Raw genomic sequence first — 26,919 nt, forward strand, 5'->3', positions numbered from 1 at the left:
CCTCAGCCGTGGGCGGGGGGCTGGAGCACTGCGGCCAATTGCTCCCCCTGCTTGCCGGGCATCATCGTCGCGACCATGGAGCCGTCGCTGAAGTGCAGCTCGGCACGCGGGGTGCGCCCGTGCTTGAGCGCCTCCTTGCCGTTCTCCAGCCGCACGCCCGAGATGACCGTGCGCGGTATGCCGTAGACGAGGCGCATGTCCGAGCCGCCGACGCGGGCGCCGCGGAAGACGAGGTAGCGCTGGTTGGTGACGGCGCCGTACGCGCCGGGCCCGTAGTCCTCGGCGGTGGCCCGGACGTAGCGCACGAGCCAGCCGGCCTGGCTGGTCCAGCCGCCGGTGAACACCGGCCCGGCCAGACTCCGGAACAGCGCGTCGTTGGCCTTCTCGGTCAGCTTGTCGGTGAGCTTCTCGTTGAGCGCGTCCATCGGGTTGGCCGCCCACTTCATGCCCTTGTTGATCTTCGCCGAGGCCCGGTGCACGTCGCCGAGCAGGTGGTGCTGGCCCGCGATGCCGATCTTGAAATCCTCCGGGGTCTCCTCGATGGCGGAGTCCAGCTTGAGGATGAAGCCGTAGAAGACCTGCTCGCCCGGCTGCAGGAAGGGGCGCGCGCCGTTGAGGAACGCGTCGCGCACCTTCGGCGGGTTGGCCGGCGGCGGGAACGAGACGGGCGCGCCGCCGGACTGGTCCGGCGACGGAAGCTGCGCGGAGGACTGCGAGGCCGAGGGCGAGAACTGCTGCGGGATCTGCGGCGCGACGGGCTGCTGCGGCGGCTGGGCGGCCTGCGGCGGAGCGGTGGGTGCCTGGGCGACGGCTCCGCTCATGCCGAACGGGGGGACGTAAGCGTGCTGCTGCGGCTGCGGGTATTGCTGCGGCATCGGCTGCTGCTGCGGGGGAGCCTGCGCGTACTGCTGCTGCGGGACGTACGGCTGCTGCGGGGGCTGCGGCGCGGGCGGGTACGGCTGCTGGACGTAAGGCTGCTGCGGATACGGCTGCTGGGGGTAGGGCTGCTGCATCGGCGGCTGCGGATACTGCTGCGGCGGGACCGGCGCGCCCGGGTAGCCCTGCTGCGGCGGCTGCGCGTACTGCTGCGGCGGCATCGGCGGCTGAGGGTACTGCTGCTGCGGGACGTACGGCTGTTGCTGCTGCGGATAGGGCTGCTGGGCCTGGGGATACGGTTGCGGCGGCATCGGCGGCTGCGCGTACTGCTGCTGCGGTACGGGAGGCACAGGATAGCTCTGCTGCGGCTGCTGCGGATACTGGGCCTGCTGCTGCATCACGGGCTGCGGATAGCCCTGCTGCGGGTAGTTCTGTGGCGCACCGTACGGCGCGGTCGGGCCGTAGTGGGGCAGCTGATGGTCCGCCGGCCCGGCGGGTGGCTGCGGCCCACCCGCGTCGGGTTCTGGCGACCACTGCTGCGGAATCTGCTGCCCCGACTGATCCATGACCCCACCCGTAGTCTCTCGACAGTGAACTGCTTCAAAGCCATCTGAGTCTAGAGATAGGACATCAGGCGGGCAAGGGGCCTGACATGCCCGAAATGGACATCTGATGCTCGGATGGTGAGAAAGGCGTGGGAAACGCCGAGGCCCTCGTCGCGGCTCCCGCCCTCGCCGCCGTGCGTGCGCCGATGTCGGCTGTGGGAGTGTGAGCCGCCCTGTGTCCGGCCGAGGCCGCTCGGGGTCGGCTCGGCGGTCGGGACCACGCCCTCGCCCTTGTCGGCGCGTACCGGGATCGGCGCGTTCGGTCCGTCGGGGGCGCCGATGAGCACCATGCCGTCGAGGTCCGTGCGCAGGACGCGGGCGCCGTCGTCGCCCGCGAGGTAGACGGTGCGCGGCGAGGGATGGCCGTACGGATTGCCCGCGCCGACGGAGATGACGCTGACGCTGGGATGCACCGCCTCGAGGAACGCCGGGTCCTGATTCGCGCTGCCGTGGTGCGGCACCTTGAGGACGTCGGCCGGGAGGTACGGCGCCCGGTCGGCCAGCAGGATCTGCTGGACGGGGGTCTCGATGTCGCCGGTGAGCAGGATGCGCAGCGGGCCGTGGTCGGTGCGGACGGTCAGTGCCATGACGATGGAGGAGTTGTTGGGGCCGGAGTTCTCGCCCGGGCCGTCCTCCGCCATACCGCCACCGCCACCGTCGGCCCCCCGCATGCGCATCGGCTGCGCGAGGGGGTGCTCGGCCTGCGGCCACAGCACCCGCCAGGACAGCGGGCCGAGGGTGCGCTGCTCGTCCGGGGCGACGCGGCCGACCGGGATTCCGGCGGCGGCCGCGATGCGCTGGACCTGTGCGGCGCCGGCCGGCGGGTCGTCCACGGTCGTGGTCTCGATCGCGCCGACGCTGCGGCCGCGCAGCAGGCCGGGCAGGCCGTCGATGTGGTCGGCGTGGAAGTGGGTGAGGATGACGAGCGGGACCTTGGTGATGCCCAGCCGGGTGGCGCAGGCGTCTTCTTTCGCCGGGTCCGGGCCGGTGTCCACGGCGACCGCCTCGCCCGCGCCGGTGGCCAGGAACAGCGCGTCGCCCTGGCCGACGTCGCAGACGGCGAAGACCCACGGGGCGGCGGCGGTCGGCGCCGGATTGCCGCGCCACCACAGCAGCCAGGCTCCGAGCAAAGCCGCCGTAAGCAGGCCGACGAGCGCGATCGCCAGTGTTCTGCCCTGCTTTCGGCCCCGGCCTGTCCGCTCCCCTCCGGGCGTCAGACCGTTCGTCCCCTGAGCGCTGCTCGCGCCCCCGGCCGTTCGCCGGACGTGGGCGCCGCGCGAGACATCGCGTGGGTCACCCATTCAGATCACCGAAGGGGCCCTTAGGTTGCATCGATCGGCAGACTTTTGCGCCACATCCGTAAGCCGCGAGCAATGCGAGGCAGCCGAGCACCCCGCGCGGCCACGGCACCGTCGCGCCGGGAATACGGGCCGTGACGTGTCCCACCAGGCAGATCCAGCGCGTGGGCCACTGCGCGAGCCACGCGGCGGCGTGCCCGGCCGGCGGCCAGAGCGCCTGGCCGGCCATCGCGGCGGTGCCGAGGACGGTGGCCGCGGGCGCGGCCGGAACGGCGAGGACGTTGGCGGGGACGGAGAGCAGCGGCAGCCGGCCGGTGAAGGTGACGAGCAGCGGTTCGCAGTACAGCTCGGCGGCAGCGGTGAACGCGGCGGCGGTCGCGATCATGACGGGCACCCTGCGGATGATCAGCCGGTCGCGCCAGCGCGGGGCGGTGATGAGCAGGCCGGCGGTGGCGGCGACGGAGAGGATGAAGCCGTAGGCGTTGGCCAGCCAGGGATCGATGAGCAGCAGGATCAGCGCCGCGCCGGCGGTCGCGGTCAAACCGCGGAAGCGTCGGCCGGTGGCCAGGGCGGTGCTGGCGAGCAGCGCCGTCACGGTGGCCCTGACCATCGGCGGTCCGGGCCGGGCGAGCGCGGTGAAGCCGAGCGCGACCAGCGCGCCGAAGACGGCGAGTGCTCGGGCGCGCAGGCCCATCCGCTTGGCCAGGGGCAGCAGGGCGGCGCTGATGAACACGAGGTTTTCTCCACTGACGACCGTGAGGAAGCTCAGTCCCGCGGTCTTGAGGTCGAGGGTGGTCTGCGACGGCACGGCCGAGGTGTCGCCGAGGGTGAGGGCGGGCAGCACTCCGGCCGGTTCCGGCGGGAGCCCGGCGACGGCCCGGCGCAGATCGGCCCGCAGCGCCCCGGCGATCCGTTGCAGCAGATCCGGGCCGCCGATCACCTGCGGGGGCTGATTCACCAGCAGGGTCGCGGCGTCGCCGGAGCCGGTGTCCTTGGGCTGCACGAGCCGCCCGGTGAGCCGGATGTGCATGGAGGGAAGCAGCCCGGCCCACGCGGCCGCGGACGTGGGGCTGCTCACGTGCGCGAGCACGGTCGCCTTGTCTCGCAGGCGATACGCGTGTGACAGGGCCTGCAGTTCTTCGATCCGCACCGGGAGCAGGATCAGGCTTTTGACGGTCTTCGGGTCCCCGGTCACCTCGGCGTCGACCCGCACTCGGGCTCCGGTGGCCGCGAGGGTCGCCGACGGGCCGCGCCGCACGGCGTCCGCACGCAGCGCCGCCGCGGCGGTGAGTACGGCGCCGACCAGCAGGGCCGCGCCGACCGGGAGCAGCACGACGGCGCCGGGCCGCCTGCTCGGCACGCACAGGCAGCCGATGCCGACGAGCGCGGCGGCGCCGGCCAGCACGTACGGGGCGGCGCCGGGCAGGCTCAGCCCGAGGCGGGCGCCCACCGTACCCGCGAGGACGGGCGCGAGCAGCCGCAGGTCGGGCACGTTCTTGCGGCGGCTCACAGCGTGATCAGGGGTTCGAGGTTCTGGAAGCGCGAGCCGCCGAGCCCGCTGACCTGCTGCAGTTCGTCGACGCTGTGGAACGGCCCGTGCGCGGCCCGGTAGTCCAGGATGCGCTGGGCCAGCGCGGGTCCGATGCCCGGCAGCTGTTCGAGGTCTGACAGCGTCGCGGTGTTCAGCCGCACCGGCGTCAGCTGCCCGTCGTGCGCCCGCTTGCCGCCCGGCCGGGACGGGGAGGTGCCGGCGCCGCTGCCGGGCGGCGGGCTGATGCCGACCAGGATCTGCTGGCCGTCGACGAGCACCTGCGCCTGGTTGAGCGTGCTCAGGTCGGTGCCGGGCAGAGCGCCGCCCGCGGCCGTGAGGGCGTCGATGACGCGCGAGCCGCTCGGCAGGGTCCGCACGCCCGGGTGGGCGACCTTGCCCTCCACGTCGACGACGACTCCGGGGTCGGCACCGGAGCCCGAACCGCCCACCGACGTGGCGTCGAGCGGCGGGTAGGGCAGCGGCGTCGGCATCTGCGGCCGGGACCGGGGGTCGGCGGGCGCGGCGCGGGGCGGCGGCAGTTCGGGCATGGGGCGGGCGGAGCCGGCTTCGTCCACGCCGCCGGTGCCCTGGGCCACCGGGTGCGTGCGCGCGACGCTCAGCTCGTGCGGCCTGGCCCGCAGCCAGTTCCAGCCGCCGAGCACCACGGCCACCAGCAGGACGCTGACCACGAGCACGATCGCCGTGGTGCGGTCCAGGCTCCACCGGCCGCGCAGGGTGGCCGGGAGCCGGTCGGCGACGGCGTCGCGCCAGCGCTCGAGGCGGGTGGGGCCGACCGGGACACCGCTCGCGGCCTCGCCCGACGGCCCGCCGCCGATCCCCTCGGCGGCGGGCCCGGGGCCGGCCGCCGAGCCGCGCCGGGCCGAGGCGCCGAGCACGCCGTCGGGCGTGGCCCAGCGCCAGTGATTGTCCTGATCTGTCATGGTCTCGACGCTAGGCGGCCGATCCGGCGTCGGGCGAGGCCGAGTTCGCCGGCTGTGGACAAACCCGGCCTGTGGACGAAGGTCATCGCTCGAAGGGAGGGATGATTCGTAGGACTATGACGCCGATTCAGCGAGTACTTGGGCCCCGTGCCTCCTGTCTGGTGAGCGATCTTCGGCTATCGTGCGATTTATGAGCGGCCCGACGGTGGTGGTGACGGACTCGACGGCGTGCCTGACGCCCGAGCGTGCGGCTGCGGCGGGCATCGTCGTGGTGCCGCTGCAGTTGGTGGTGGGCACGGAGACCTACACCGAGGGCACACCCGACGCCCAGGCGGCGCTGATGAACGCGCTGCGGCGGCGGCTGCCCGCGACGACCTCGCGGCCCTCGCCCGAGCAGTTCGCCGCCTGCTACCGGACGCTGGCCGAACAGGGCGCCGGCGGCATCGTCTCGGTGCACCTGTCCGAGCAGCTCTCGGCCACCGGCGAGGCGGCCAGGCTGGCCGCGAAGAGCGCGTCGGTGCCGGTCGAGGTGGTCGATTCGCACAGCCTGGGGATGGGCCTCGGCTACGCCGCGCTCTCGGCGGCCGAGCTCGCCGCCTCCGGGGCCGGCCCGCTGCTGTGCGCCGACCTCGCGTCCAAGCGCGCGACCATGACGACCATCCTGTTCTACGTCGACACGCTCGAGTACCTGCGGCGCGGCGGACGCATCGGCAAGGCCGAGGCCTTCGTGGGCTCCGCGCTCGCCGTCAAACCCCTGCTGCACCTGGTGGACGGCCAGGTCGCGCCGCTGGAGAAGGTGCGCACCTCGGCCCGCGCGCTGGCCCGGATCGAACAGGTCGCGGTGGAGCGGGCAGGGGACGGGCCGGTGGACGTGGCCGTGCACCACCTGCACTCGCTGCCCCGGGCGGAACTGCTGGCGGAGCAGCTGCGCGGACGGCTGGCCGGGCTCGGCGAGCTCGCGATCAGCGAGGTCGGCGCGGTGATCGGGGCGCACGCGGGACCGGGCGTCCTCGGCGTGGTGATCTCGCCGCGGGTGAACTGAGCCGCCGGGAGCCGCTGGGAGCCGCGGGACGAGCGTGGCGGCCCGGACGCGGCCGCCACGTCGGAGCCGACCCCGCGTCAGCCCGCCGGCTGGGCCGAGCTCGCCGGGGCGAGTTCGGAGATCAGGGCCTCGGTGCGCGGGTGCAGTTCGCGCACGCCGTGCACCCGCCAGGTGCGGTCCCTGAGGTGGGCGATCGCCTCGGTCAGCCGGTCCTGGTCGCCGGTGGCGAAGACCGCCCGCAGCATGCCGCGCCACAGTTCCTCGTCCTCGGGGCTGGCCCGCAGGCCCGCCTCCACGGCGGCGATCGCGCGCTCGGCGGCGCCGTTGGCGATCCGGGCGTCGGCCAGGCGCAGCGCGGTGTCGGCGATCTGGGCCGGGATCTGGGCCTCGACGATCTCGTAGGCGAGCCAGCCGTAGCGGCCCTTGGCCCGGTTGGCCAGGAACCGGCCGCGCACCAGGTCGAGGGCGGCGGTGAGCAGGTTGTCGAGGTGCACCGGGGACTGCAGGTTCGCGTCGTAGAAGGCCCGCGCCTGCAGCGACTCGAACAGGTCCCAGTCCGACCACACGTAGCGGCCGAGCCGGATCCGCCCGTCCACCTCGATCAGCAGGTTCGGCTCGCCGTGCGGGTCGAGGCCGAGCCAGTGGCCGAGCCGGTCCACGGTGGCGCGGGCCACGTCGGCGGTGGTGCCGCGGGGCCAGAGGGCGGCGGCCAGCACGCTCGGGTGCACGCCGTCGCGGTGGTGCAGCAGGAACACCAGCGCCTCGTGCAGCAGCGGGGCGCGCTCCGGCTCGGCCAGCCCGGTGCCCACGGTCTCCAGCTCGCCGAGTACGCGGACGAACACGGCCGGCTGCTCGTCCGGCAGCGGGCCGGTGTAGCCGACCCCGGACACCCGCGCCACGCCGCCGCCTCCGCCGCTGAGCGGCACCCCGTCCACGTCGCCCACGGCCCGGAACAGGCCGAGGATCGCCGCGTACTGGTCGGCCGGCAGCAGCTGCGCCTTGGCCTCGAGGCCGAGCCGGTTCTCCCGGACGGTGCCCTCCTCGTCCACCTCGAGCCGTCCGACCGCGCCCGCCACGTCGCCGGCCACCACGAAGCCCATGCCCACCCGCGCGGTCTTCGGCGCCACCGAGATCAGCCGGCTGAGAATGGCCGGGTGCGGCTCCTCGGCGACCAGCACGAAGTGCGGGGCGAAGGATCCGGCCTGGGAGGCGCGGATGCGAGAGTCGAGCACCGAGTCGAGGCCGGCCGCGGACAGCGCGGCGGCGCGCTCGGCGGCCTCGGTCTCGAGCACCGGCAGCACCTCGTCGAGCACCTTCACGTGCCGGACCCGGGCCGGGGCCAGCGGGGTCAGGTCGCCCGGGAAGCCGACCAGGGTCACCGACATCCGGTCCGACCAGGCGTTGGTGGCCAGTTCCACCGCCATCGCCGCGACCAGGGCGGCGACCTTCTCCGAAGGCCCGGTGACCGCGAGCAGGCCGCGCACGGCCTCGAGGTCCACCAGGATCCGCTCGTCCCCGCGCTCCCCGCCGGTCCCGATCGAGACCAGGCCGGGGTAGGGGGCGAAGCGCACCCGGGCGGCGTCCGCGTCCACCTGGCCGATGGCCGGGCGCGGGAAGTTCCAGGACCGGCCGTCGGAGGCGGTGAACCAGGGCAGCGGCGCCTGCTCGGGGGCGGTCGGGTCGGCCGGCTCCTCCAGCATCAGCTCGATGCCCTGGGCGCGCAGGCGCAGCCCGGCGGCCGGGGGCAGCGGGCGGTCGCGGCGCACGAGTTCGGCCGAGAGGCCGCGCAGGGCCAGGTCGAGGAACCAGACCTCGACCTCGCCGGCGCCGACCCTGATCGACTCCTCGGCCACCGCGGCGTCCCCGGTGGGGGTGGTGGGCCGGCGTCCGCCGACCCGGTTCCACAGCTGGCGGCGGCGGTGCCGGCCGAGGGCGAGGAGCAGTCCGGCGGCCATCAGCGGGGCGCCCGCGATGCCGTAGAGCACGCGCTCCTCCACCGGGCCGAGCTGCCGCTCGTCCGCCGAGGCGCCGCCGCGGTGCGAGGTGCGCGGCACGCCGGCGCTGATGATGGGGCCGCCGCCCTGGCCTGACGGGTTCTCACCGTCGGCCGCCTGGGCCGCGGCGGCGACCGCGGAGGCGATGTCCTCGGCGGCCTGGCGCACCCGCACGCCCTGCGGGTTGGCCGGGGTGAGCTTGGAGGACGCGGTGGCGGAGGAGGCGACCCCGGTGGCCGAGTCCGCGCCGGCCTGCTGCGCGGTGTGCGCCGAGCCGGTGGAGTCGGTGGAGGCCTGCTGCGCCGTGCCCGAGGTGGTCCCGGCCGTGGACGAGGTGCCCGCGGTGGAGGTGGTCCCGGCCGTGGATCCGGACGTCTGGGCCGAGGAGCCGGTCACGGTGGAGGACGGCGCGGCCAGCGGCATCTGGGTGATCAGGTCGCCGCCGGTCGCGTCGGCGGGCATCTCGAGGATCCAGCCGGGCTTGATCAGCGAGGCCTCGGTGAGCTTCTGGCCGTCCGGCTGCACCCGGTCCTTGTTGAGCTCGTAGATCTCCTTGTAGCGCCGCCCGTCGCCGAGGTGGCGGTCGGCGATCTCCCAGAGCGAGTCGTGGTTGCGGCCCTGCGGCGGCTGGACCCGGTAGAGCTTCGTGCCAGCGGTGCTGTCGACGGAGACCGCGGTGAGCGAGCCGCTGTCCGTCCGGGCCAGCTGCTGGCCGGAGGCGCTGCGCAGCGAGGGCAGATTGGCGGCGGTGGCCACCGCTCCGCCCGCCTTGATCGCGGCCGGGGCGCCGGCGACCGCGCCGCGGCCCGGGTAGAGCTGTGCGGAGGCGGCCGTCTGCGCCCTGGGCATGGCCACCGGGGTGTGCCCGAGGTGGGTGATGTCGGGGGCGAAGGACGCGGCGGTCGCGGTGAGCATCAGCAGTGCGGCCACGAGCTGGCGGGCGACGAACTGGCTGGGCCCGGCACCGGGCACCCGCGCGGGCAGGCCCACCCCGTGCCGGGCGTTGGCGAACTCCACCAGCACGCAGGCGGTGAACTGGGCCCAGGCCAGCCAGACCACCACGGCCAGCGCCTTGAGCAGGGTCTGGTCGCTCAGCGGCTGCCGGAAGGTGTCCGCGGTCGGCATCTCGTGCGGCAGCGGCCAGCCGATGAAGTGGACGAGCGCCGTGGGGATGCCCCCGAGCAGCACGACGAGGACGAGCAGTGCGCCGAGCGCCTTGAAGACGTCGCCTATCGTGCGACGGTACTTCCTGGCCCGCCCGGTCTGCAGCTTGACCGGCTGCGGTGTGTACGTCATCTGGTTCCCCTCCCGCCCTCTCGCGCTATTGCGTACCCGATTGCGCCGTCGCCGTACCGGTCTCGCGGACCGTGATCGTGCCGACGCCGAAGATGTTGAAGATCAGTGGTGAATAGGTCAGATCCACCGAGACCGTGACGGTGTCGCCCGGTCCGAGCCGACACCCGTCCGGACCGTCGGCCGGGCCCTCGTTGCCGAAGGTCCTGTCCAGGCTGGCCGATCCGTAGTGCACGGTGCCGACCACCGATTTGTTGGTCAGATACGTCTCGGCCCGCTCGCAGCCGTCCTTCACGATCGCCACGGTGCCCGCGGTGCGCAGGTTGTTCAGGTTCAGGTTCTGCGCCTCGGCCCGCGCGGCCTGGTCGGCGAGGTCGGCCGCGCGTTCGCGCTGCGAGATGGCCAGGCCCACGTCCACCACCACGGCCAGCAGCACCCACAGCAGGATCGCCCAGCCGATCAGGATGAACGAGACAGACCCCTGTTCTCGCTCCGCCCGCGTGCGGGGCCGCAGCAGCGCTCTCACTGTTGGCCGCCGAAGAAGTCCAGCGGCGCGTACGACGACTCCGTGATGGAGTAGCTGACTCCGAGCACCCGCACGTCGCAGGTCACGGTGATCTTGATGGTGTGGGTGGTGCTCTCGGCCGAGGTCGTGCCGGCCGGCGGGCTGCCCGGCAGCGCGATGTTCATCGTGGCGGAGGAGATCGGCAGGCTGGTGCCGCTGTCCCGGTTGCAGGTGCCGGACAGGTCCGACCAGGCCGCGAGCCGGGCCGTGGTGCGCACGTTCGTGGTCTGGTACTGCACCGAGGCCATCCGCGCCGCGTCCGCCGCGGCCGCCTGCACCTTGGAGACGCTCTCCGCGTAGTAGCCGAGGAAGAACAGGGTCAGGATGAACAGCGTCATCACCGGCGCGGCGAGGACGACCTCGAGGGTCGAGACGCCTTCCTCTCCGCGCCGGCGCGCCGCCATCCGGTCACGTATCCGATCGCCTATCCGATTACGGGGCAACGCACTTCCCCGCCTTCGAGTAGTAGCACTCGATCGGTCCCTGGCTGGTCGCGTCGATCGTGAAGTGCCAGCCGGGAACCGCCGAGACGATCTGGAAGGAGACGCTCACGCCGACTTCGGGGTAGGTCGCGCCCTGCGGGCCGATGGTCTTCGGCTGCCAGCCCGTGTTCAGCACGAGGCCGCCGATCAGCTCGTTGACCCAGTTCTTGGCCACGCCCCGCGCGCTGTTGCGCCAGGCCGTGTTGGTCTCGGCCTGCTCGCGCGCGGTACGCGCACCCTCCTGGGCAGCCGTGACCGCCACGTGGCGGGCGAACATGGCCAGCCCGAACTGGATCGAACCGAACATGAACAGGAACAGCAGCGGGGTCCAGGCCACGAACTCGATGGCCGAGGCTCCCGACTCCCGGTCCCGCCTTGTCCGGCGCGACGGGCGCGACACTCCCCTCATCGCGGTCCCGGCCTCAGGTGCAGCTCGTACCGGCGCCGGTACCCCCCGCGCCGTTGATGTTGGTACACACCTGCTTGGCCTTGTCCTCCAGGGCGTTGGTCAGCCAGATGCCGACCGCGAGGACGATCACCACGACGATCGCCGAGATGATCACCCATTCGACCGCGGAGGCGCCCAGTTCGGTGTCTTCGGACCTGGCCTTCGCATAGCGGGCCGCTAGCGTGACCCGCAGGTAGTCCAGCGCGGGGCCGAACACGGTGTTCATGGCTTTGCTCCTTTCATCGGTCTTGCTACTGAAGGCCGGTGATCTGAATGATCGCCGGAAAAATGAGGTAGATCAGGAAGCCGGTGCACAGCAGCAGCTGCGCCACCAGCATCGACTGCGAGCGCTGACCCGCCTGGCCCTCGATCTCGGCCAGTTCGCGCCGGCGCATGGTCTCGGCCCGGGAGGCGAGCGACTGGCGGATCTTCGCGCCGTCGTCCGCGGTGAGCGCGATCGCGTGGCTCAGGTCCACGAGCTCTTCCACGCCCAGCGTGGTGCCGAGCGCGCTCAGGGCCGCCCACTGCGTCTGGCCGCCCAGCCGGGCCGACGTCAGGGCATTGCGGATCCGGATCACGGCCCAGCCGTTGCTGATCTCGGCCGCGGACATGATGGCCTCGGGCAGGCCGCGCCCGCCGGCCAGGTTCATCGACACCAGGTCGAGGAAGGCGGCGACCACGCGGCGGAAGTCGGCCCGCCGGGCCTTCGCGTCCCGCCGCACCTCCAGGTCCGGCAGCATGAACAGCAGCGCGGCCAGGGTCAGCGCGAGCCAGACCGGGATCAGCACGGAGACGTGGATGCCGCCGTACCATGCGGCGACGTAGAGCACCGGCGAGAGGATGAAGCCGACCGCCGCGAGCGAGAGCTTGGTGGTCAGGAAGGTCTCCCAGCTGCGGTCCAGGATCGCCAGGTCGGACCGGATGGAGCGCATCTGCCAGCCCTGGCGGGCGTAGAACTCGGCCAGCCTGCGCCCGATCATGTCCCTGAAGGAGGCCGGGCGCTCGCGCGCCTCGTTGCCGTACGGACCGAGTTCGCGCAGCGCGTCGATCTGGGCCACGGTCACCGCGGCGCTTCGGCGGCTCGGCATCAGGGCTATGACGAGCAGGAACAGGCCCGCGCCGATCAGCGCGCCGAGCGCGATGGCGTCGATCACTGATTCACCTCGACGCGCAGCAGGAAGCGCTCGGGCGTCTTCATCTCGGCCAGCCGGCGCAGCCAGAGGAAGCCGCCGGCGAAGAAGCACACGACGATCAGCAGTACGCCCTGGCCCACGGCCGAGTCGTACGCCTCCACGTATCTGTGGTCGAACAGCGCGAGCCCGAGCACCACCACCGTGACGCAGATCGCGATGATCTGCACCGACCGGCGGGTGCTGGCCCGCTGCGCCATGACCCGGTGGCGCATGTCCACTTCCTCGCGGGCCGAACTCGCCAGCGCCCCGAGTACGTCGCGCAGTCCGGGCCCGCGCAGGCGCGCGTTGAGGATCAGCGCGGCGATGATGAGGTCGGCGCTCGAGTCGTCGATGTCGTCGGCCAGCAGGTGCAGGGCCGCGGCCAGCGGCATCCGGGCCCGCAGCCGGTCGACCAGCAGGTCCAGGTGCGGGGCGAGCAGCGGTCCGGCGGAGCGGGCGGCCGAGGGGATGGCCTGTTCGAGCCCGACGGCTCCGGCGATGGTGTCGCGCAGCGATTCGGTCCAGGTCGCCAGCGCCTCCACCCGCTGCAGGCCGAGCCGCTCGCTGGACAGGCCGCCGAACAGCGCGTTCCAGAAGAAGATCAGCACGGCGATCGCGGCCCCGGCCACCGGCCAGTGCGTCAGCACCGCCACGCCGATGCCGATCAGCAGCGCGATGGCCAGGCGCTGCCCGGCCTTGCGCAGCCACGCGCCGAGCTTTTCGCCGATGCCCGCGCCCTCCTTCGGGCGCAGGCCGACCAGCGCGGCGATCAGCAGCGCCACGCCCCCGCCCGCGACGATGCCGGCCAGCAGCGCCTCGAGCGTGGGTACCTGCATCAGTTCCTGAGGCGTCATCGCCACACCCCGCTCGGCTGGTATCCGTGCGCCATGAGTTCCTCGAGGCAGGCGACCGGGGAACGCGGCATGGCCCGGCCGTCCGGGCCCTCGGCGAAGACCTCCGAGGACAGCACCCGGCCGTCCACGCCGTTGACCTCGCGCACCGAGGTCACCACCCGGCGCATGGTGCCGCCGCGGTGGAAGTCGTTGCGGCGCTCGAGGAAGACCACGAAGTCGATCGAGCCGGCGATGAGCATGTGGGTGGCCTCCACCGGCAGCCGTTCCTGCGCCTGCACCGCGTAGGTGGAGATGCGGTTGAACACCTCGAGCGAGGAGTTGGCGTGGATGGTGGAGAGCGAGCCGTCGTTGCCCTGGGACATCGCGTTGAGCATCGTCACGATCTCGTCGCCCAGCACCTCGCCGACGATGACCCGGCTGGGGTTCATCCGCAGCGAGCGGCGTACGAGCTCGGCCATGGTGATCGCGCCGAGGCCCTCGGAGTTGGGCAGCCGCTCCTCGAGCGCGACCGCGTTCGGGTGCAGCTCGGGGAACTGGTCGAGGCCGAGTTCGAGCGCGCGCTCGACCGTGACGAGGCGCTCGTGCGGCGGGATCTCGTTGGCCAGGGCCCGCAGCAGCGTCGTCTTCCCGGCGTTGGTGGAGCCCGCGATCATGATGTTCTTGCGCGCCTGCACGGCCGCGGCGAGGAAGGACCCGAGCTCGGTCATGATGGTGCCGTTGCCGACGAGGTCGGACAGGAACACCTTGCCCATGCGCGCGCGGCGGATGGACAGGGCCGGGCGGCGGGTGACGTCCATGACCGCGCTGAGCCGGGAGCCGTCCGGCAGCCGCAGGTCCAGTTGCGGGTTGGCCACGTCGAAGGGGCGCGAGCTCAGACCCGAGTAAGCGCCGAGGATCTGGATGAGCTCGACCATCTCCTCGTCGGACTCGGCGACCGGCTCCACCATCACCTCGCGCCCGTCCGCGTACGAGACGAACACCCGGTCGCAGCCGTTGACGTCGATGTTCTCGATGTCCGGGTCGTCGAGCAGCGGCTGGAGCCGGCCCACGCCGAACAGCGCGGCGTGGATGCCGGCGGCGAGCGCCTCCTCCTCCTCGGCGGTGGGCGGGCGCCGGCCTCCGGTCATCTCGGTGTGCGCGTGCTCGGCCAGGATCTGGCCGATGACGGCGCGGGCGTACTGCCGCTCGTCCTGCGCGGTCATCACCGGCAGGCCGCTGAGCTGGTCGAGCCGGCGCTGCTCGGAGATCCGGTCGCCGACCTCCTGACGCAGCCGTTTGACGAGGGCGTGGTCCATCTCAGGCCACCGTCCGGTCGCTCGGGTGCGGCACGCTCTTGAGGTTCGCGGCCGTGGTGGGGACGCCGCGCGGGTTGGTGAAGTACGGGTTCGTCGCGCCGTTGTGCACGGAGCCCGGAGTGACGGACGTCGGAGTGATCGGCGTCGTGGTCACGGTCTGGGCCCCGGCGGGATAGGGGTTCTCGGCGGCGGCGCCGTAGGTCCGCTGCGGTTGGGGCTGCGGCGGCTGCGGTGCGGCCGGCTGCGCCGGGGCCTGCTGCGGGGGCTGTTGCTGCTGCGGCGGGGGCGGGGCCTGCGGGCGGATCAGGCCGTAGCGATGGGCGACCGTCGCGGCCAGCTCCCGCGCGGTGCGGGTGAGCAGCGCCTTGTCCACCCGGCCGCGGCCCCGGCCGGCCAGCGCCGCGGCGCCGGTCTGGTCGTACGCCAGGACGCCGAGCACCTCGGCCCCTGGCGTGGAGGCCGCGAGCAGCTCGCCCACCTGCCTGGCCACCTGCTTGGCCTGGTGCGGCGCGGCGATCAGCACCACGCCGATCGGCGGGCGGGCCAGTGAGACCGCGCTGCCGCCCTGGGTGGCGTGCAGCCGGGCGGCGAGGCTGTTGACCCGGTCCCGCACGTGCGCGATCTGCTCCGCCTCGGCCCTGGCCACCAGCAGCACGAGCCCCGCCTGGGCCAGCAGGTCGACGGTGGGTGAATCAGGGCCGATACGTCCGCAGTCGGCAATCACGTCGGCGCCGTGCGCCAGTTCGCCGAACCGGTCGAGGGCGCGGCCGAGCTGGGCCCAGAGCCCGGCCATGCCGTGCGCCTGGTCCGCGTTGCCCAGGCCCACCAGGATTTCCAGGCCGCCGCGCAGCCGCTGGGTGTGCTGCGGCAGCACGCCCACGTCGAGGCCGCGCCGGGCGTCGACCGCCAGCGAGACCAGTCCGCGGTTGGGGTCGAGCGGGCCGCCGTGGTCGGCCGGCATCCGGTACACCAGGTCCCCGCCGTGCGGGTCGCACTCCGCGTAGAGGGCACGCCTGGGCCAGACGGCGGCCAAGGCCACGGCCGAGGTGGTGACCCCGGGAGAGCCCTTGTCCGCCGCGAGCGCGATCAGTGTCATGACATGGGCCTAGGTCGCCGCGGAGCTCGAGGCGCTGGGCGAGGGCACCGTCGCGCCGGGCGCGGAGTTGCCGCTGCCCGCGGTGCTCGCGCCGCTGGTGAACACGAGGTGGCTCTCGTCCGAGGCGGCCAGCACGTTCATCGCGTCGGCCTTGTCCACGGAGACCTCGAACACGTTGTTCGCGCTGCCGTCCGAGGAGCCGCCGACCGGCAGCGAGAGGATCTTCACCGTGGTCGCCAGCAGGATCGTGACGTCCTGGGAGGAGGAGTTCGAGTTCGCCGGCGGGCCGACGTAGTACGCGGAGACCGTGTCGCCCACCCCGAGGCTCGGCGGGTACTGGTCGTCCTTGAGCGCCACCGCGATCGTCATGAGATTGCTGCTCACCGCAGGCGTCGTGGTCAGCATCGGCCCGATCAGCAGCGTGCCGGGCACCAGGTCGGTCTCCGCCGTGTACTGACTCAGCAGGCCGCGCTGCGCCCAGGTGACGTAGTTGATGGACGAGTCCTGGGCCACCATCACCTCGGTGATGTCCGAGTCAGTGATCTGCTGCCCTTGAGGCACGTGTTGCGTCACTTCGATCACTCCGACTCGGTTTCCCGCCTGCATCTGCAGGTAAACCGAGGCGAGCACGCCTGCTGCGATAAGCAGCAATGCCAGGGCGGCGAGAGCGGGTTTGCGCTCGCGCGCCGCCGTGGGCGGACGCACCGGTCCCGGCGCCGGGGCAGGCGCGGTCGACCGGGGTGCGGGGGAACCAGAAGGCTTCCATCCCGTCATCCCGGCGACATTGTTCTCCGTGCTGCTGCTCACGATCCGCATACCCCCGGTGTGGCCGACTGGCTCCCGATAGTAGCGGCGCGACCGCAAAACTCAACAGACCCCACCCGAATATGTGGCAAACCGCAATCGGAACTTCAAGATCATCACAGGGTACTGGCAAGATCGTCTAAGGACACGGTTTTGCTACACGTATACGCTCCGGCGTTATCGGACTACCGGCGGCTTGGTCGGCCCGGTACGATCCGGTGTCGACCCATCTGTCGGGATAAGAATTCCGGGACCTACGCAGGGGGAACTGTGCGTTCGCGGACCGTCGCTCTCGTCTTCGCCACCACACTGTGCGCGGCGCTGTACGGTTGCTCGAGTTCCGTACAGCAGACCGGGACGATTTCCGGCGCGGCCACCGGGAACGCCCCGACCGCATCCGCCGCGCCCGTGACCTCGCCCTCCGCCTCGCTGGCGGCGGTCGCCGGCCTTTCGATGACCTTCCGGATCCCCTCGGATCTGACCCTCGACTTCCAGACCTCTGATCTGGGTTCGGCCACCGCGAACCAGATCGAGACGGTCCTGGTGTACCAGTACGAGGGCTTCATCGAGGCGTTGAGCTCGAGCGAGGCGACCGAGGCGAACTACAAGTTCCTCACCGTCAGCGACGCGCTGTCCACCGAGAACGGCGAGCTCGACTGGTGGAAGCAGAAGAAGGAACGGCTGACCGGAGTCGACCGGCTCTACGACTTCACCGTCAAACTCTCCGGCACCGACCAAGCCGTCTACTCGTACTGCGAGGACTCGACCCGACTCGGCTACGTGAACCTGGCGAACAGCCAGACGATCCAGAACACCGCAGGCACCACGGAGAACTACACCCTGCGCCAGGGGATCCTGGTCAAGGGCAAGGGCGAACTGTGGGCGGTCCAGAGAATCCTGACCCAGGACGGAGCGGCCTCATGCATCGGAAACTGAGCGGGCGGGCGGTTCTGGCCGCCGCGATCCTGACCTTCTCCTGCGCGCTGTCCGCGGCCTGGTCCGCGGCGCCCGCGCAGGCGGCGAGCGGCTCGAGCTCCTGCCAGAGCAGCGGCGGCAGCAGCGGCGGAGGCGGCGGCTCCGACGGCGACTACAAGCTCTGGGTGGCGGTCAACTCCCAGATACCCTCGTGCCCGGGCGGCGGCAACGCCTCGCAGTCCGACGGCACCGGCGGCGGGGTCAGCGTGCACGTCCCGTGCTGGTGGGGCGAGGAGTTCGACCCCGCCGGTCTCGAGGGCTACGTCCAGGGCTTCGAGGCGACCAGCTCCACCGACAACTGGTACATGATCCTGGCCGCCGAGTACGACAAGAACGGCACCGATCCGTTCACGGCCGGCTACACCTCGGACGCCGGGCCGCCGTGGGAGAGCTACAACGTCGGCTCGTCCCCGCCCGGCGAGTGGTACGGCCTGATCCTCAACAACGGCGACACCTCGGACCAGCTCACCGCGTGCACGAACGAGGAGGACGCCCGGGCGCCGGAGATGTTCTACTGGGGCGACAACGGCAACCCGCCGGCCGACCTGCCGACGAACGCGCCCGGCTTCACCGCCGAAGACCTCGCCAAGTACGTCGAGAGCGTCGTCCAGCTGCCCTCCGCGGACGTGCTCACCAGCCAGGGCAAGGGGACGAAGGCCACGGTCGGTCTGCCGATCTGGTACTGGCAGGACGAGGGCACGGCCGCGACCCTGATGAACTACGAGGTCTGCGCGTTCGACGTCTGCGTCCACTTCACCGCCAAGGCCGTGTCGTTCTCGATCGTGGCCGACACCGCCAAGAGCCCGGCCACGACCTGGAGCTCCGGCTGCACGGCGCACACGGCGACCAACACGCTCGGCACGCCCTACACGAGCCAGCCCGCGTCCACCAATCCCAGCTGCGGCGTGCTCTACACCGCCCGCGCCACGCAGGTGAGCCCGCTCGTGCTGACCACCTGGCACGTCGCGATCACCTGGGCCGGAGGCCGGTGGAGTCCGCCGGCCAACCCGGTGATCACCACCGTCCTGGACCAGAGCGCGGTCCAGGACATCCAGTCGGTGAATCAGGCCACCTCGACGCCGTGAGCGGCGCCGCGGCGCGGCCGTCGAGTTCGCAGCGGACTCAACCGCGCAGCAGATGCACGGCCTGGGCGGCCGACGCCGCCCAGGCGCCGAGGATGAGATAGGCCCCGAAGGCGACCTGGGACTTGCGCTTCGCCCGGCCCAGCGCGATCCGGCCGAGCGAGACCAGCATGGCGACCACCATGCCGCACAGCAGGCCGGCCATCGCCAGCGGCAGGCTCGCCCAGCCGAGGAAGAGCCCGAGCAGCCCGGCCAGCTTCACGTCGCCGAAGCCCATCAGGCCGAAGAACCACTGCGCCCAGAAGAACCCGTAGAAGACCGCTGCCACGCCCAGCGCGAGGAGCAGTCGCCACCACTCCTCGCCCGCCCAGGACGCCGCCGCGAGCCCGAGCAGCCCCCAGGCGTAGAGCGGGAACATCACCTTGTCCGGCAACCGGTTCGTGCGCGCGTCGACCGCCGCGAGGACCGCGCTGCCGAGCAGGAATCCCGCGTACACCACCCCGACCACCCACTGCATGCAGGCGACGATACCCCGACCGAACGCACAGGGGTCGGCGCGCAGCGTGCGCACCGACCCCTGGAGGGCGGGAAAAGGCGAAACCCGTTACGCCGGCACGATGTTGACCAGCTTCGGCGCCCGCACGATCACGGTCCTGACACCGCGGCCGTCCAGCGCGCGCTGCGCGCCCTCGGTAGCCAGTGCCAGCTCCTTCAGCGCCTCGTCGGTGATGTCCGGCGCCACCTGGATCTTGTCGCGCACCTTGCCCTGCACCTGGATCACGCAGGTCACCTCGTCCGCGACCAGGAACCGCGGGTCGGCCTGCGGGAACGGCGCGTAGGCCAGCGAGCCCTCGTGGCCCAGCCGGGACCACAGCTCCTCGGCCAGATGCGGGGCGAACGGCGCGACCGCCAGCACCAGCGCCTCGGCCGAGGACCGCGGCACCCGCTCCAGCTTGGTCAGGTGGTTGTTCAGCACGATCAGCTTCGCCACGGCGGTGTTGAACCGCAGCCCGGCCACATCCTCCTGGACGCCCGCCACCGCCTGGTGGGTGGCCCGCGCCGTGGCCAGGTCCGGCTCGTCCTCGACCACCCGCAGCGCGCCGGTCTCCTCGTCCACCACGTTGCGCCACAGCCGCTGCAGGAACCGGATGGAACCGGCCACCGCCTTGGTGTCCCAGGGCTTGGAGACCTCCAGCGGCCCCATGGACAGCTCGTAGACGCGCAGGGTGTCCGCGCCGTACTCCGCGCAGAACTCGTCCGGGGAGACCGAGTTCTTCAGCGACTTGCCCATCTTGCCGGCCTCGCGGGTCACCGCGGCGCCCTGCCAGAAGTAGGCCCCGTCGCGCTCCTCGACCTCGCCGGCCGGGACCGGGAAGCCCCGGTCGTCGCGGTAGACGTCGGCGGTGATCATGCCCTGGTTGAACAGCTTGTGGAACGGCTCCTTGGAGGAGACGTACCCCAGGTCGAACAGCACTTTGTGCCAGAATCGGGCGTACAGCAGGTGCAGCACCGCGTGCTCGGCGCCGCCGATGTACAGGTCCACCCCGCCGGCCCGCTTGTGCGCGGTCGGGCCCATCCAGTACCGCTCGTTGGCCGGGTCGACCAGGTCCACGGCGTTGTCCGGGTCGACGTAGCGCAGCTCGTACCAGCAGGAGCCGGCCCAGTTCGGCATCGTGTTGGTCTCGCGGCGGTAGCGCCGCACACCGCGGCCGTCGCCCAGGTCCAGATCCACGTCGACCCAGTCCGCGTTGCGCGACAGCGGGGTCTCCGGCTCGCTCGCGGCATCCTGCGCGTCGAAGGTGCGCGGGGAGTAGTCCTCCACCTCGGGCACCTCGACCGGCAGCATCGACTCGGGCAGCGCGTGCATCGCGCCGTCCTCGTCGTAGACGATCGGGAACGGCTCGCCCCAGTAGCGCTGTCGGCTGAACAGCCAGTCGCGCAGCCGGTAGTTGACCGTGCCCTCGCCGATCCCCTTGCCCTCCAGCCACTTCGTGATCGCGGCCTTGGCCTCGACCACACCCAGCCCGTCCAGCGAGACCTCCGCGTTGGCGGAGTTGACCAGCACGGCGTCGTAGGCCACGAAGGCCTCGTCCCAGCTCGCCGGGTCCTCGCCGCGGCCGTCGGTGGGCTTGACCACGCAGCGGATCGGCAGCCCGAAGGCGCGGGCGAAGGCGAAGTCGCGCAGGTCGTGCGCGGGCACGGCCATGATCGCGCCGGTCCCGTAGCCCATCAGCACGTAGTCGGCGATGAACACCGGGATCGACTCGCCGCTGACCGGGTTGACCGCGTAGGCGCCGGTGAACACGCCGGTCTTGGTCTTGGCGTCCATCTGCCGGTCCACGTCGGACTTGGCCGCGGCCATCGCCCGGTAGGCCTCGACCGCCTCGGCCGGGGTGGCCGCCCCGCCGCGCCACGGCTCGGGGGTGCCCTCCGGCCAGGCCGCGGGCACGATCGAGGTCACCAGCTCGTGCTCGGGCGCCAGGACCATATAAGTGGCCCCGAACAGGGTGTCCGGGCGGGTGGTGAAGACGGTGATCTTCCCCCCTTCCACGGCGAACTCGACCCGCGCGCCCTCGGACCGGCCGATCCAGTTGCGCTGCTGCAGCTTGATCGCCTCGGGCCAGTCCAGCAGGTCCAGGTCGGAGATCAGCCGGTCGCCGTACGCGGTGATACGCATCATCCACTGGCGCAGCTTGGACTTGAACACCGGGAAGTTGCCGCGCTCGGAACGCCCGTCCGCGGTGACCTCCTCGTTGGCCAGCACCGTGCCCAGGCCCGGGCACCAGTTGACCGAGACCTCCTTGGCGTAGGCCAGCCGGTACTCGCCCAGCACCTCGTCGCGCTCCACGGCGCTCAGCTCGGCCCAGGCGCGCCCGTCCGGAGTCGGGCGGGTGCCCGCGGCGAACTGCTCGATCAGCTCACTGATGGGGCGGGCGCCGCCGCGGGCCGGGTCGTACCAGGAGTTGAAGATCTGCAGGAAGATCCACTGGGTCCAGCGGTAGTACTCCGGGTCGATCGTCTCGATCGAGCGGCGCGGGTCGTGCGCCAGGCCCAGCCGGTTCAGCTGCCGCCGGTAGATCTCGATGGCCCGCTCGGTGGAGGCGCGCGGGTGCTCGCCGGTGGCCACGGCGTGCTGCTCGGCCGGCAGCCCGAAGGCGTCGTAGCCCAGGGTGTGCAGCACCGTGTAGCCGTTCATCCGCTGGAAGCGGCCGTAGACGTCGGTGGCGATGTAGCCCAGCGGGTGCCCGACGTGCAGCCCGGAGCCCGAGGGGTAGGGGAACATGTCCATGATGAAGCTGTGCTTGGCTTCGGAGACCTCACCCTTGAGCGAACCCACCGGGTTCGGCGCCTCGAAGGTGGCGTGGGTGCGCCAGTAGTCCTGCCAGCGCTCCTCGATGTCCGAGGCCAGCTTCGCGTTGTAGCGGTACGCCGGTTCGTCTCCGGCCGCCGCGACCGTGCTCTGAGTCATGGTCCGTTCCTCGCAGTCAGTCGCAAGTGCTTAGTCGGAAGTGCTCTTGTGCCGCAATGAAAAAACCCCTCGCACAGGAGGGGTCGCCACGCTGAGGTCAATTCCGTCAGCGCGGCCGGCCAAGAAGCAGGCGTACCGCTTGCATGCCAGCAGGATACCACTCGATCACGGCCGGTCCGTCGGATATCCGCGCTGTTCGCGCCAGGGGCGCGCGACCCCGGGCGACGCGCTGGGCGAATCGGCGCGGCCCGAGCCCGGTGGCGGCGACCCGAACACTCTTAACTTCCGCCGCGTAATGCGATACGGTCCGGTGGGCCCACCCGCACCCACATCCCTCTCCCCGCGCGAGGACCCTTGGACGCAACCCAGACCTCTGATCCGACCGGAGTAGGCCCGGGAACGCCGGGTCAGGCTTCGGCGTTCCGTCGCGCGCTGGACGAACAGGCGCTGCCCGGTGAGGCCAAAGAGGGACCGCTGGATCTGACCGTTCCGCTCAACTTCGCCGAGATACGCGCGGCGCTTTCGAGTTCGGGTTCGAACCTGAAGAAGCCGCCCGCGCCCGAAGCCGCCCCGGTCCCGACCGCGGGCGGCGCGCGTCACGGCGGCCGTCGCCGCGGCGGCGGCCACGCGGCCGCGCCGGTGCACGTCGGCTCCAAGCGGCTCGGCCGGATCGGCGTGTTCGTCGCGCTGGCCACCGCGCTGTCGATGGGCACGGCCGCCGCGCTCGTGTTCTCCAGCGGCGGTCAGGGCAACTCGGTCTCGCTGCCCACCACGAACGGGAACATCCCGGTGGCCACGGCCCCGGCCGCCGGCGGCGGGCAGTCGCCGCTCGGCTCCCCCACGCCCTCGGCCGCCCGCGCGTCCTCCGCCTCCGCCACCCCGGACGCGGCGAGCGCCTCGGCCGCCGCCTTCGCGGCCCCGACCTCGGCTTCGGCCGCGCCGGACCCGAGCGCTTCGGCCACGGCCACCGGCTCCCCCTCGGCCTCGGCGTCCTCACAGGGTTCTGCCTCGCCCTCGCCGACCGGTTCGCCGTTCACCACGCTGCAGCAGGGCTCGACCGGTACCGAGGTCTCCCAGGTGCAGCAACTGCTGGTCGAGATCGATCTGCTGATGGCGCAACGCGATCACCGCCGCACCGTGTTCGTGGACGTCGAGGACTACGCGCTGGCCGACCCCAGCGGCTCCTACGGCCAGGCCACCGCCTCCGCCGTGGCGGCGTTCCAGCAGGCCGCCGGCGTGGGCGCGGACCCCGGTGTGTGCGACCAGGCCACCTTCGAGGCGCTCTCGGCGCAGGCCTCGGCCCAGTCCTCGGCCCAGGGCGGCGACTACTGAGCCGACCGGGCGGGCGCGGGCCGGGCGAGCCGCGCGCCCGCACCCGCGCCCGCGGCGCCGTCCATGCCGCTCATGACCCGGCTCTCATCCCACTGTCCTAGGGTGTGCGCATGTCCGTGACGAGTTTGACCGAACTGTGGCACGAAGTCGTGGGTACGCAGGTGGATCCGCCGCGCTGGCAGATCATCGGCGCCGGCGCCGCGGCCCTGGTGGCGGTCGCCCCGCGGCCGATCTGGCGGCTGACCAGAAACGCCGTCACCATCGCGCACGAGGGCGGGCACGCGTTGGTCGCGCTGTGCACCGGCCGCCGGCTGAGCGGGATCCGGCTGCACGCGGACACCTCCGGGGTGACCGTCTCCTACGGCAAGCCGCGCGGCCCCGGCATGGTGTTCACGGCGCTGGCCGGATACGTTTCCCCGGCCCTGCTCGGCCTCGGCGGCGCGGCCCTGGCCGGCGCCGGGCATATCACGGCCCTGCTGTGGGCGTGCGTGGCGCTGCTCGCCTTGATGCTGCTCATGATCCGCAACTTCTACGGCCTGCTCACCCTCGTGGCCACCGGCGCCGGGGTGTTCGCGGTGACCTGGTTCGCCACCGCGCAGGTACAGGGGGCGTTCGCCGACTTCGCGGTCTGGTTCCTGCTGTTCGGCGGGATAAGGCCGGTGTTCGAGCTGCAGTGGCAGCGCAGCCGCGGCCGGGCGCCGCAGTCGGACGCGGACCAGCTGGCCAAGCTCACCGGCGTACCCGGGCTGCTGTGGGTCTTCGTCTTCGGCGTGGTGGCGCTCGGTGCCGCGTTGCTCGGCGCGCACTGGCTGGTGCCGCACTGGACCACCGTCGCGCTGCCGGGGCGCTGAGGCCCGCTCCGCCGTTCCCCTGCTTGGGCGCCCGCCCGCGCCGCCTGATCCCTCCAGCCTGATCCCTCCGCACGGCCGTCCCACCTGCCCCTGCGGTCCCACACGAACCCCCCGCCTGCTCGAGAGGCGGGGGGTTCGCGGCGTCTCCGCCCTGGTCAAGGCCCCCTCTTCTACCCCTGCCTTGCCGTTCAATCCATGATCTACGATAATTCTTACAGTAGATCTGCGATTCAAGCGTAAATTTTTCCGTGGAAGGAGCCGGGTGATGGCAAGCGTGGACGAAGCCGTGCTGGAGCGTACGGCCCCCGTGGCAGCTGTGGACGCCGAGTTCCCGGCGTGGGGCCGTCTGGTGGAGGCGATCGAGCGGCTGCGCCCGCTCCAGGCCAAGGACGGCTCGGTCGAGCCCGACGCGGCCGCCCGCGAGACGGCCGGGGCCGCCGTGGACGCGATGCTCGATGCGATCGCGGAGCTCGCCCCGGCGTTCCCGCACGACGCCGACTACCTGCGCGCGTTGCTCACGGACCTGCGCCGGTGGGCCGCCGAGGGCTTCGGCGTGCCGGACTTCCTGGACTCGCTGCTGGCCTTCCGGCCCGAAGCGCGGCGCGAGGACGGCCTGCGCCACCTGGTCGTGTTCCCGATGTACACCCAGAACGGCAACCCGGACCGCAACTTCGAGGCCGTGCTGCTGCGGGTGTTCTGGCCGGACTGGCTGGCCCGGCTCGAGGCCGAGCGCTACGACAACCCGCAGTTCCTCTCGATCTCCTTCGAGGCCTTCACGGCCGGCTACGACACGAACTCCGCGGTGCTCTTCCCGGAGACCGTGGCGGTGCGCGAGGTGCCCAAGTTCACCTGGGGCGCGATCTTCAGCGACCGCGAGGCGGCCCGCTTCCGCACCGTGACCGCCGCCGCGGCCGAGGTCACCCGGCTCGAACTGCCCGAGGACGCCGCCCGGCTGGTGGCCGACCAGGCCCTGGCCCAGGACGCGTTCGGCCTGTGGGACATGATCCACGACCGCACGCACAGTCACGGGGACCTGCCCTTCGACCCGTTCATGATCAAGCAGCGTATGCCGTACTGGCTCTACTCGCTCGAGGAGCTGCGCTGCGACCTGAACACCTTCCGCGAGGCGGTGCGGCTCGAGGCCGAGGGCCTGACCCAGGCCAAGGCCGTGCAGCAGGCGATCTTGTTCGACCGGCTCTTCCGCTTCCCGATCAGCGGCGACCGGGTGCGCAACTACGACGGGCTCGGCGGCCAGCTGCTGTTCGCCTACCTGCACAAGAACGGCGTGCTGCACTGGACCGACAACCGGCTGCGGATCGACTGGCCGGCCGTCGCCCCCGCCGTGATCGCGCTGTGCGAGCAGGTCGAGCGGCTGTACCGGGACGGCATCGACCGCCCCAAGACCGCGCACTGGATCGCCGCGTACGAGCTGGTGGCCGGCTACGTCACGCCGCACCCGGGCTCCACCTGGGCCCGCGGTCTCGCCGGACACCCGGGCGCCCAGCCGTGGGCCGACGTGCTGCCGCTGGACGGCCCGAACAAGGGTCTGGTGGACCTGGTCCTTTCGGACGAGTTCCCGCTGAGTATGTTCTACGAGGCCCTGGAGAAGAAGCTGCGCCCGGTGGTGGCCGCCACCCGCGGTATCACCGCCGACGCGCGCAGCTGAGCTCCCAGTTCTTCCCCCGGGCGTCTCTGGACGGGACGCCCGGGGGGTTCCAACCCGACTCCACGCCGACTCCACCCCAACCGAACGACGGAACAGGACCCGCACCGTGCCCGTGCAGCGCCGACACGACCCGGAATACCGCGGCTTCGCCAGCGACAACTACGCCGGCGTCCACCCGGAGGTTCTCGAGGCGATCGCCCTCGCCAACGGAGGCCACCAGATCTCCTATGGTGAGGACGCGTACACCGAGCACCTGCAGGAGCTCTTCCGCGAGCACTTCGGCCCGAGCGCCGAGGCGTTCCCGGTGTTCAACGGCACCGGCGCGAACGTGATCGCGCTGCAGGCGATGACCGACCGCTGGCAGTCGGTGATCTGCGCCGACAGCGCCCACATCCACGTGGACGAGTGCGGCGCGCCGGAGAAGGTGGCGGGCCTGAAGCTGCTGACCGTCCCGACCCCCGACGGCAAGCTGACCCCCGAGCTGGTGGACCGGCAGGCCTACGGCTTCGACGACGAGCACCGGGCCCAGCCGGCTGTCGTGGCCATCACCCAGACGACCGAACTCGGCACCTGCTACACGCCCGAGGAGGTGCGCGCGCTGGCCGACCACGCCCACAGCCTCGGCATGAAGCTGTACATGGACGGCGCCCGGCTGGCCAACGCCGCCGCGAGCCTCGACGTCCCGCTGCGCGCCTTCACCACCGACGCGCACGTGGACGTGCTCAGCTTCGGCGGCACCAAGAACGGCCTGCTGCTCGGCGAGTGCATCGTGGTGCTCGACCCGCAGGCCGTGCACAGCGTGAAGTACCTGCGCAAGGCGGGCATGCAGCTGGCCTCGAAGATGCGCTTCCTGTCGGTCCAGTTCGACGCCCTGCTCGGCACCGACCTGTGGCTGCGCAGCGCGCAGCACGCCAACGCCATGGCCCAGCGCCTCTACCAGGCCGTACGCGAGGTTCCCGGCCTCGAGATCCCCCGCCCGGTCCAGGCCAACCAGGTCTTCGCCGTGCTGCCCAAGCCGGTGACCGAGCGGCTGCAGAAGCGTTTCCGCTTCTACACCTGGAACGAGCACACCGGCGAAGTGCGCTGGATGACCTGTTTCGACACCACCGAGGCCGACATCGACGCCTTCGCCGCCGCCATCGCCGAGGAGTTGCGCGCCGGCTAGCCCCGCGCCACCCCCCGGCCACTGCGCGCCCCCCGACGATTGGGCGATCAGCCCCAGGATCGGGTATCGTATTCCTCGCACCG

At 72.1% G+C, this 26,919-nt stretch carries 23 protein-coding genes; 7 read left to right on the forward strand and 16 right to left on the reverse strand.

Annotated elements, in window-relative coordinates:
* Positions 1–2 precede the first annotated feature (2 nt).
* From KDL01_RS44500 to KDL01_RS11570, 4 genes are all read right to left on the reverse strand, one after another.
* On the reverse strand, positions 3–1,442 hold the full coding sequence (locus KDL01_RS44500) for a hypothetical protein (protein ID WP_212528426.1): 1,440 nt from the start codon (positions 1,440–1,442) through the stop codon (positions 3–5).
* A 50-nt stretch (positions 1,443–1,492) separates the two neighbouring features.
* Positions 1,493–2,611: a ComEC/Rec2 family competence protein gene (locus KDL01_RS11560; protein ID WP_212528427.1), complete on the reverse strand. Its 1,119-nt coding sequence runs from the start codon at positions 2,609–2,611 to the stop codon at positions 1,493–1,495.
* A gap of 163 nt (positions 2,612–2,774) precedes the next feature.
* On the reverse strand, positions 2,775–4,289 hold the full coding sequence (locus tag KDL01_RS11565) for a ComEC/Rec2 family competence protein (RefSeq protein WP_212528428.1): 1,515 nt from the start codon (positions 4,287–4,289) through the stop codon (positions 2,775–2,777).
* Positions 4,286–5,251 carry a ComEA family DNA-binding protein gene (locus KDL01_RS11570; protein ID WP_212528429.1) on the reverse strand — a complete coding sequence of 322 codons (966 nt, stop codon included), beginning with the start codon at positions 5,249–5,251 and terminating at the stop codon, positions 4,286–4,288. The genes KDL01_RS11565 and KDL01_RS11570 overlap by 4 nt, the downstream gene beginning before the upstream one ends.
* Before the next feature lie 190 nt (positions 5,252–5,441).
* On the opposite strand from KDL01_RS11570, the gene KDL01_RS11575 reads away from it, so the two are divergent.
* A complete protein-coding gene (locus tag KDL01_RS11575; protein WP_212528430.1) occupies positions 5,442–6,293 on the forward strand; it encodes a DegV family protein in 852 nt (283 codons plus the stop codon).
* Between the two features lie 77 nt (positions 6,294–6,370).
* Here KDL01_RS11575 and KDL01_RS11580 read toward each other — a convergent pair whose 3' ends face one another.
* The 10 genes from KDL01_RS11580 to KDL01_RS11625 form a co-directional block, all read right to left on the reverse strand.
* On the reverse strand, positions 6,371–9,583 hold the full coding sequence (locus KDL01_RS11580) for an AfsR/SARP family transcriptional regulator (protein WP_212528431.1): 3,213 nt from the start codon (positions 9,581–9,583) through the stop codon (positions 6,371–6,373).
* 25 nt (positions 9,584–9,608) lie between these two features.
* Positions 9,609–10,106 carry a pilus assembly protein TadG-related protein gene (locus tag KDL01_RS11585; RefSeq protein WP_212528432.1) on the reverse strand — a complete coding sequence of 166 codons (498 nt, stop codon included), beginning with the start codon at positions 10,104–10,106 and terminating at the stop codon, positions 9,609–9,611.
* Complete coding sequence (locus tag KDL01_RS11590) at positions 10,103–10,549, reverse strand: TadE/TadG family type IV pilus assembly protein (protein ID WP_212528433.1); 447 nt, start codon at positions 10,547–10,549, stop codon at positions 10,103–10,105. The genes KDL01_RS11585 and KDL01_RS11590 overlap by 4 nt, the downstream gene beginning before the upstream one ends.
* Before the next feature lie 28 nt (positions 10,550–10,577).
* Entirely contained in the window at positions 10,578–11,036 is a 459-nt protein-coding gene (locus tag KDL01_RS11595; protein ID WP_281415351.1) for a TadE/TadG family type IV pilus assembly protein, read from the reverse strand.
* A gap of 13 nt (positions 11,037–11,049) precedes the next feature.
* Positions 11,050–11,301, reverse strand: coding sequence for a hypothetical protein (locus KDL01_RS11600; protein ID WP_212528435.1), 252 nt, complete (start codon positions 11,299–11,301; stop codon positions 11,050–11,052).
* A 25-nt stretch (positions 11,302–11,326) separates the two neighbouring features.
* On the reverse strand, positions 11,327–12,163 hold the full coding sequence (locus KDL01_RS11605; protein WP_212528461.1) for a type II secretion system F family protein: 837 nt from the start codon (positions 12,161–12,163) through the stop codon (positions 11,327–11,329).
* A 62-nt stretch (positions 12,164–12,225) separates the two neighbouring features.
* Entirely contained in the window at positions 12,226–13,101 is an 876-nt protein-coding gene (locus tag KDL01_RS11610; RefSeq protein WP_246576294.1) for a type II secretion system F family protein, read from the reverse strand.
* Positions 13,098–14,396 carry a TadA family conjugal transfer-associated ATPase gene (locus KDL01_RS11615; RefSeq protein WP_212528436.1) on the reverse strand — a complete coding sequence of 433 codons (1,299 nt, stop codon included), beginning with the start codon at positions 14,394–14,396 and terminating at the stop codon, positions 13,098–13,100. Before KDL01_RS11615 ends, KDL01_RS11610 begins: the two co-directional genes overlap by 4 nt.
* A gap of 1 nt (position 14,397) precedes the next feature.
* Positions 14,398–15,492 carry a CpaE/TadZ family protein gene (locus KDL01_RS11620; protein WP_212528437.1) on the reverse strand — a complete coding sequence of 365 codons (1,095 nt, stop codon included), beginning with the start codon at positions 15,490–15,492 and terminating at the stop codon, positions 14,398–14,400.
* A 9-nt stretch (positions 15,493–15,501) separates the two neighbouring features.
* Positions 15,502–16,065: a hypothetical protein gene (locus KDL01_RS11625; protein ID WP_212528438.1), complete on the reverse strand. Its 564-nt coding sequence runs from the start codon at positions 16,063–16,065 to the stop codon at positions 15,502–15,504.
* 501 nt (positions 16,066–16,566) lie between these two features.
* Between KDL01_RS11625 and KDL01_RS11630 the strand changes: the two genes are divergently transcribed.
* Together KDL01_RS11630 and KDL01_RS11635 are read left to right on the forward strand one after the other, a co-directional pair.
* Positions 16,567–17,232, forward strand: coding sequence for a hypothetical protein (locus KDL01_RS11630; RefSeq protein WP_212528439.1), 666 nt, complete (start codon positions 16,567–16,569; stop codon positions 17,230–17,232).
* The gene (locus tag KDL01_RS11635; RefSeq protein WP_212528440.1) at positions 17,217–18,356 is read left to right on the forward strand and encodes a hypothetical protein; all 1,140 of its coding nucleotides are present in this window, start codon (positions 17,217–17,219) and stop codon (positions 18,354–18,356) included. Before KDL01_RS11630 ends, KDL01_RS11635 begins: the two co-directional genes overlap by 16 nt.
* Before the next feature lie 37 nt (positions 18,357–18,393).
* Here KDL01_RS11635 and KDL01_RS11640 read toward each other — a convergent pair whose 3' ends face one another.
* Together KDL01_RS11640 and leuS are read right to left on the reverse strand one after the other, a co-directional pair.
* Positions 18,394–18,870: a prepilin peptidase gene (locus KDL01_RS11640; RefSeq protein WP_212528441.1), complete on the reverse strand. Its 477-nt coding sequence runs from the start codon at positions 18,868–18,870 to the stop codon at positions 18,394–18,396.
* Between the two features lie 87 nt (positions 18,871–18,957).
* A complete protein-coding gene (gene leuS / locus KDL01_RS11645; protein ID WP_212528442.1) occupies positions 18,958–21,822 on the reverse strand; it encodes a leucine--tRNA ligase in 2,865 nt (954 codons plus the stop codon).
* A gap of 354 nt (positions 21,823–22,176) precedes the next feature.
* On the opposite strand from leuS, the gene KDL01_RS11650 reads away from it, so the two are divergent.
* From KDL01_RS11650 to KDL01_RS11665, 4 genes are all read left to right on the forward strand, one after another.
* The gene (locus tag KDL01_RS11650) at positions 22,177–23,154 is read left to right on the forward strand and encodes a peptidoglycan-binding domain-containing protein (protein ID WP_212528443.1); all 978 of its coding nucleotides are present in this window, start codon (positions 22,177–22,179) and stop codon (positions 23,152–23,154) included.
* 110 nt (positions 23,155–23,264) lie between these two features.
* Positions 23,265–24,005 carry a M50 family metallopeptidase gene (locus KDL01_RS11655; protein WP_212528444.1) on the forward strand — a complete coding sequence of 247 codons (741 nt, stop codon included), beginning with the start codon at positions 23,265–23,267 and terminating at the stop codon, positions 24,003–24,005.
* Positions 24,006–24,270: 265 nt separating this feature from the next.
* On the forward strand, positions 24,271–25,671 hold the full coding sequence (locus KDL01_RS11660) for a DUF6421 family protein (RefSeq protein WP_212528445.1): 1,401 nt from the start codon (positions 24,271–24,273) through the stop codon (positions 25,669–25,671).
* 106 nt (positions 25,672–25,777) lie between these two features.
* On the forward strand, positions 25,778–26,836 hold the full coding sequence (locus KDL01_RS11665; RefSeq protein WP_212528446.1) for a threonine aldolase family protein: 1,059 nt from the start codon (positions 25,778–25,780) through the stop codon (positions 26,834–26,836).
* Positions 26,837–26,919: the final 83 nt, after the last annotated feature.

The sequence above is a fragment of the Actinospica durhamensis genome, assembly GCF_018139695.1.
GTDB classification, from domain to species: domain Bacteria; phylum Actinomycetota; class Actinomycetes; order Streptomycetales; family Catenulisporaceae; genus Actinospica; species Actinospica durhamensis.

Bases quoted from the DNA above. Each gene is read 5' to 3' on its own strand.
- KDL01_RS44500 (WP_212528426.1), bottom strand. From the start codon at position 1,442: ATGGATCAGTCGGGGCAGCAGATTCCGCAGCAGTGGTCGCCAGAACCC.
- KDL01_RS11605 (WP_212528461.1), bottom strand. From the start codon at position 12,163: ATGCCGAGCCGCCGAAGCGCCGCGGTGACCGTGGCCCAGATCGACGCG.
- KDL01_RS11655 (WP_212528444.1), top strand. From the start codon at position 23,265: ATGTCCGTGACGAGTTTGACCGAACTGTGGCACGAAGTCGTGGGTACG.
- KDL01_RS11635 (WP_212528440.1), top strand. From the start codon at position 17,217: ATGCATCGGAAACTGAGCGGGCGGGCGGTTCTGGCCGCCGCGATCCTG.
- KDL01_RS11620 (WP_212528437.1), bottom strand. From the start codon at position 15,492: ATGACACTGATCGCGCTCGCGGCGGACAAGGGCTCTCCCGGGGTCACC.
- KDL01_RS11590 (WP_212528433.1), bottom strand. From the start codon at position 10,549: ATGGCGGCGCGCCGGCGCGGAGAGGAAGGCGTCTCGACCCTCGAGGTC.
- KDL01_RS11610 (WP_246576294.1), bottom strand. From the start codon at position 13,101: ATGACGCCTCAGGAACTGATGCAGGTACCCACGCTCGAGGCGCTGCTG.
- KDL01_RS11595 (WP_281415351.1), bottom strand. From the start codon at position 11,036: ATGAGGGGAGTGTCGCGCCCGTCGCGCCGGACAAGGCGGGACCGGGAG.
- KDL01_RS11660 (WP_212528445.1), top strand. From the start codon at position 24,271: ATGGCAAGCGTGGACGAAGCCGTGCTGGAGCGTACGGCCCCCGTGGCA.
- KDL01_RS11615 (WP_212528436.1), bottom strand. From the start codon at position 14,396: ATGGACCACGCCCTCGTCAAACGGCTGCGTCAGGAGGTCGGCGACCGG.
- KDL01_RS11570 (WP_212528429.1), bottom strand. From the start codon at position 5,251: ATGACAGATCAGGACAATCACTGGCGCTGGGCCACGCCCGACGGCGTG.
- KDL01_RS11575 (WP_212528430.1), top strand. From the start codon at position 5,442: ATGAGCGGCCCGACGGTGGTGGTGACGGACTCGACGGCGTGCCTGACG.
- leuS (WP_212528442.1), bottom strand. From the start codon at position 21,822: ATGACTCAGAGCACGGTCGCGGCGGCCGGAGACGAACCGGCGTACCGC.
- KDL01_RS11600 (WP_212528435.1), bottom strand. From the start codon at position 11,301: ATGAACACCGTGTTCGGCCCCGCGCTGGACTACCTGCGGGTCACGCTA.
- KDL01_RS11640 (WP_212528441.1), bottom strand. From the start codon at position 18,870: ATGCAGTGGGTGGTCGGGGTGGTGTACGCGGGATTCCTGCTCGGCAGC.
- KDL01_RS11580 (WP_212528431.1), bottom strand. From the start codon at position 9,583: ATGACGTACACACCGCAGCCGGTCAAGCTGCAGACCGGGCGGGCCAGG.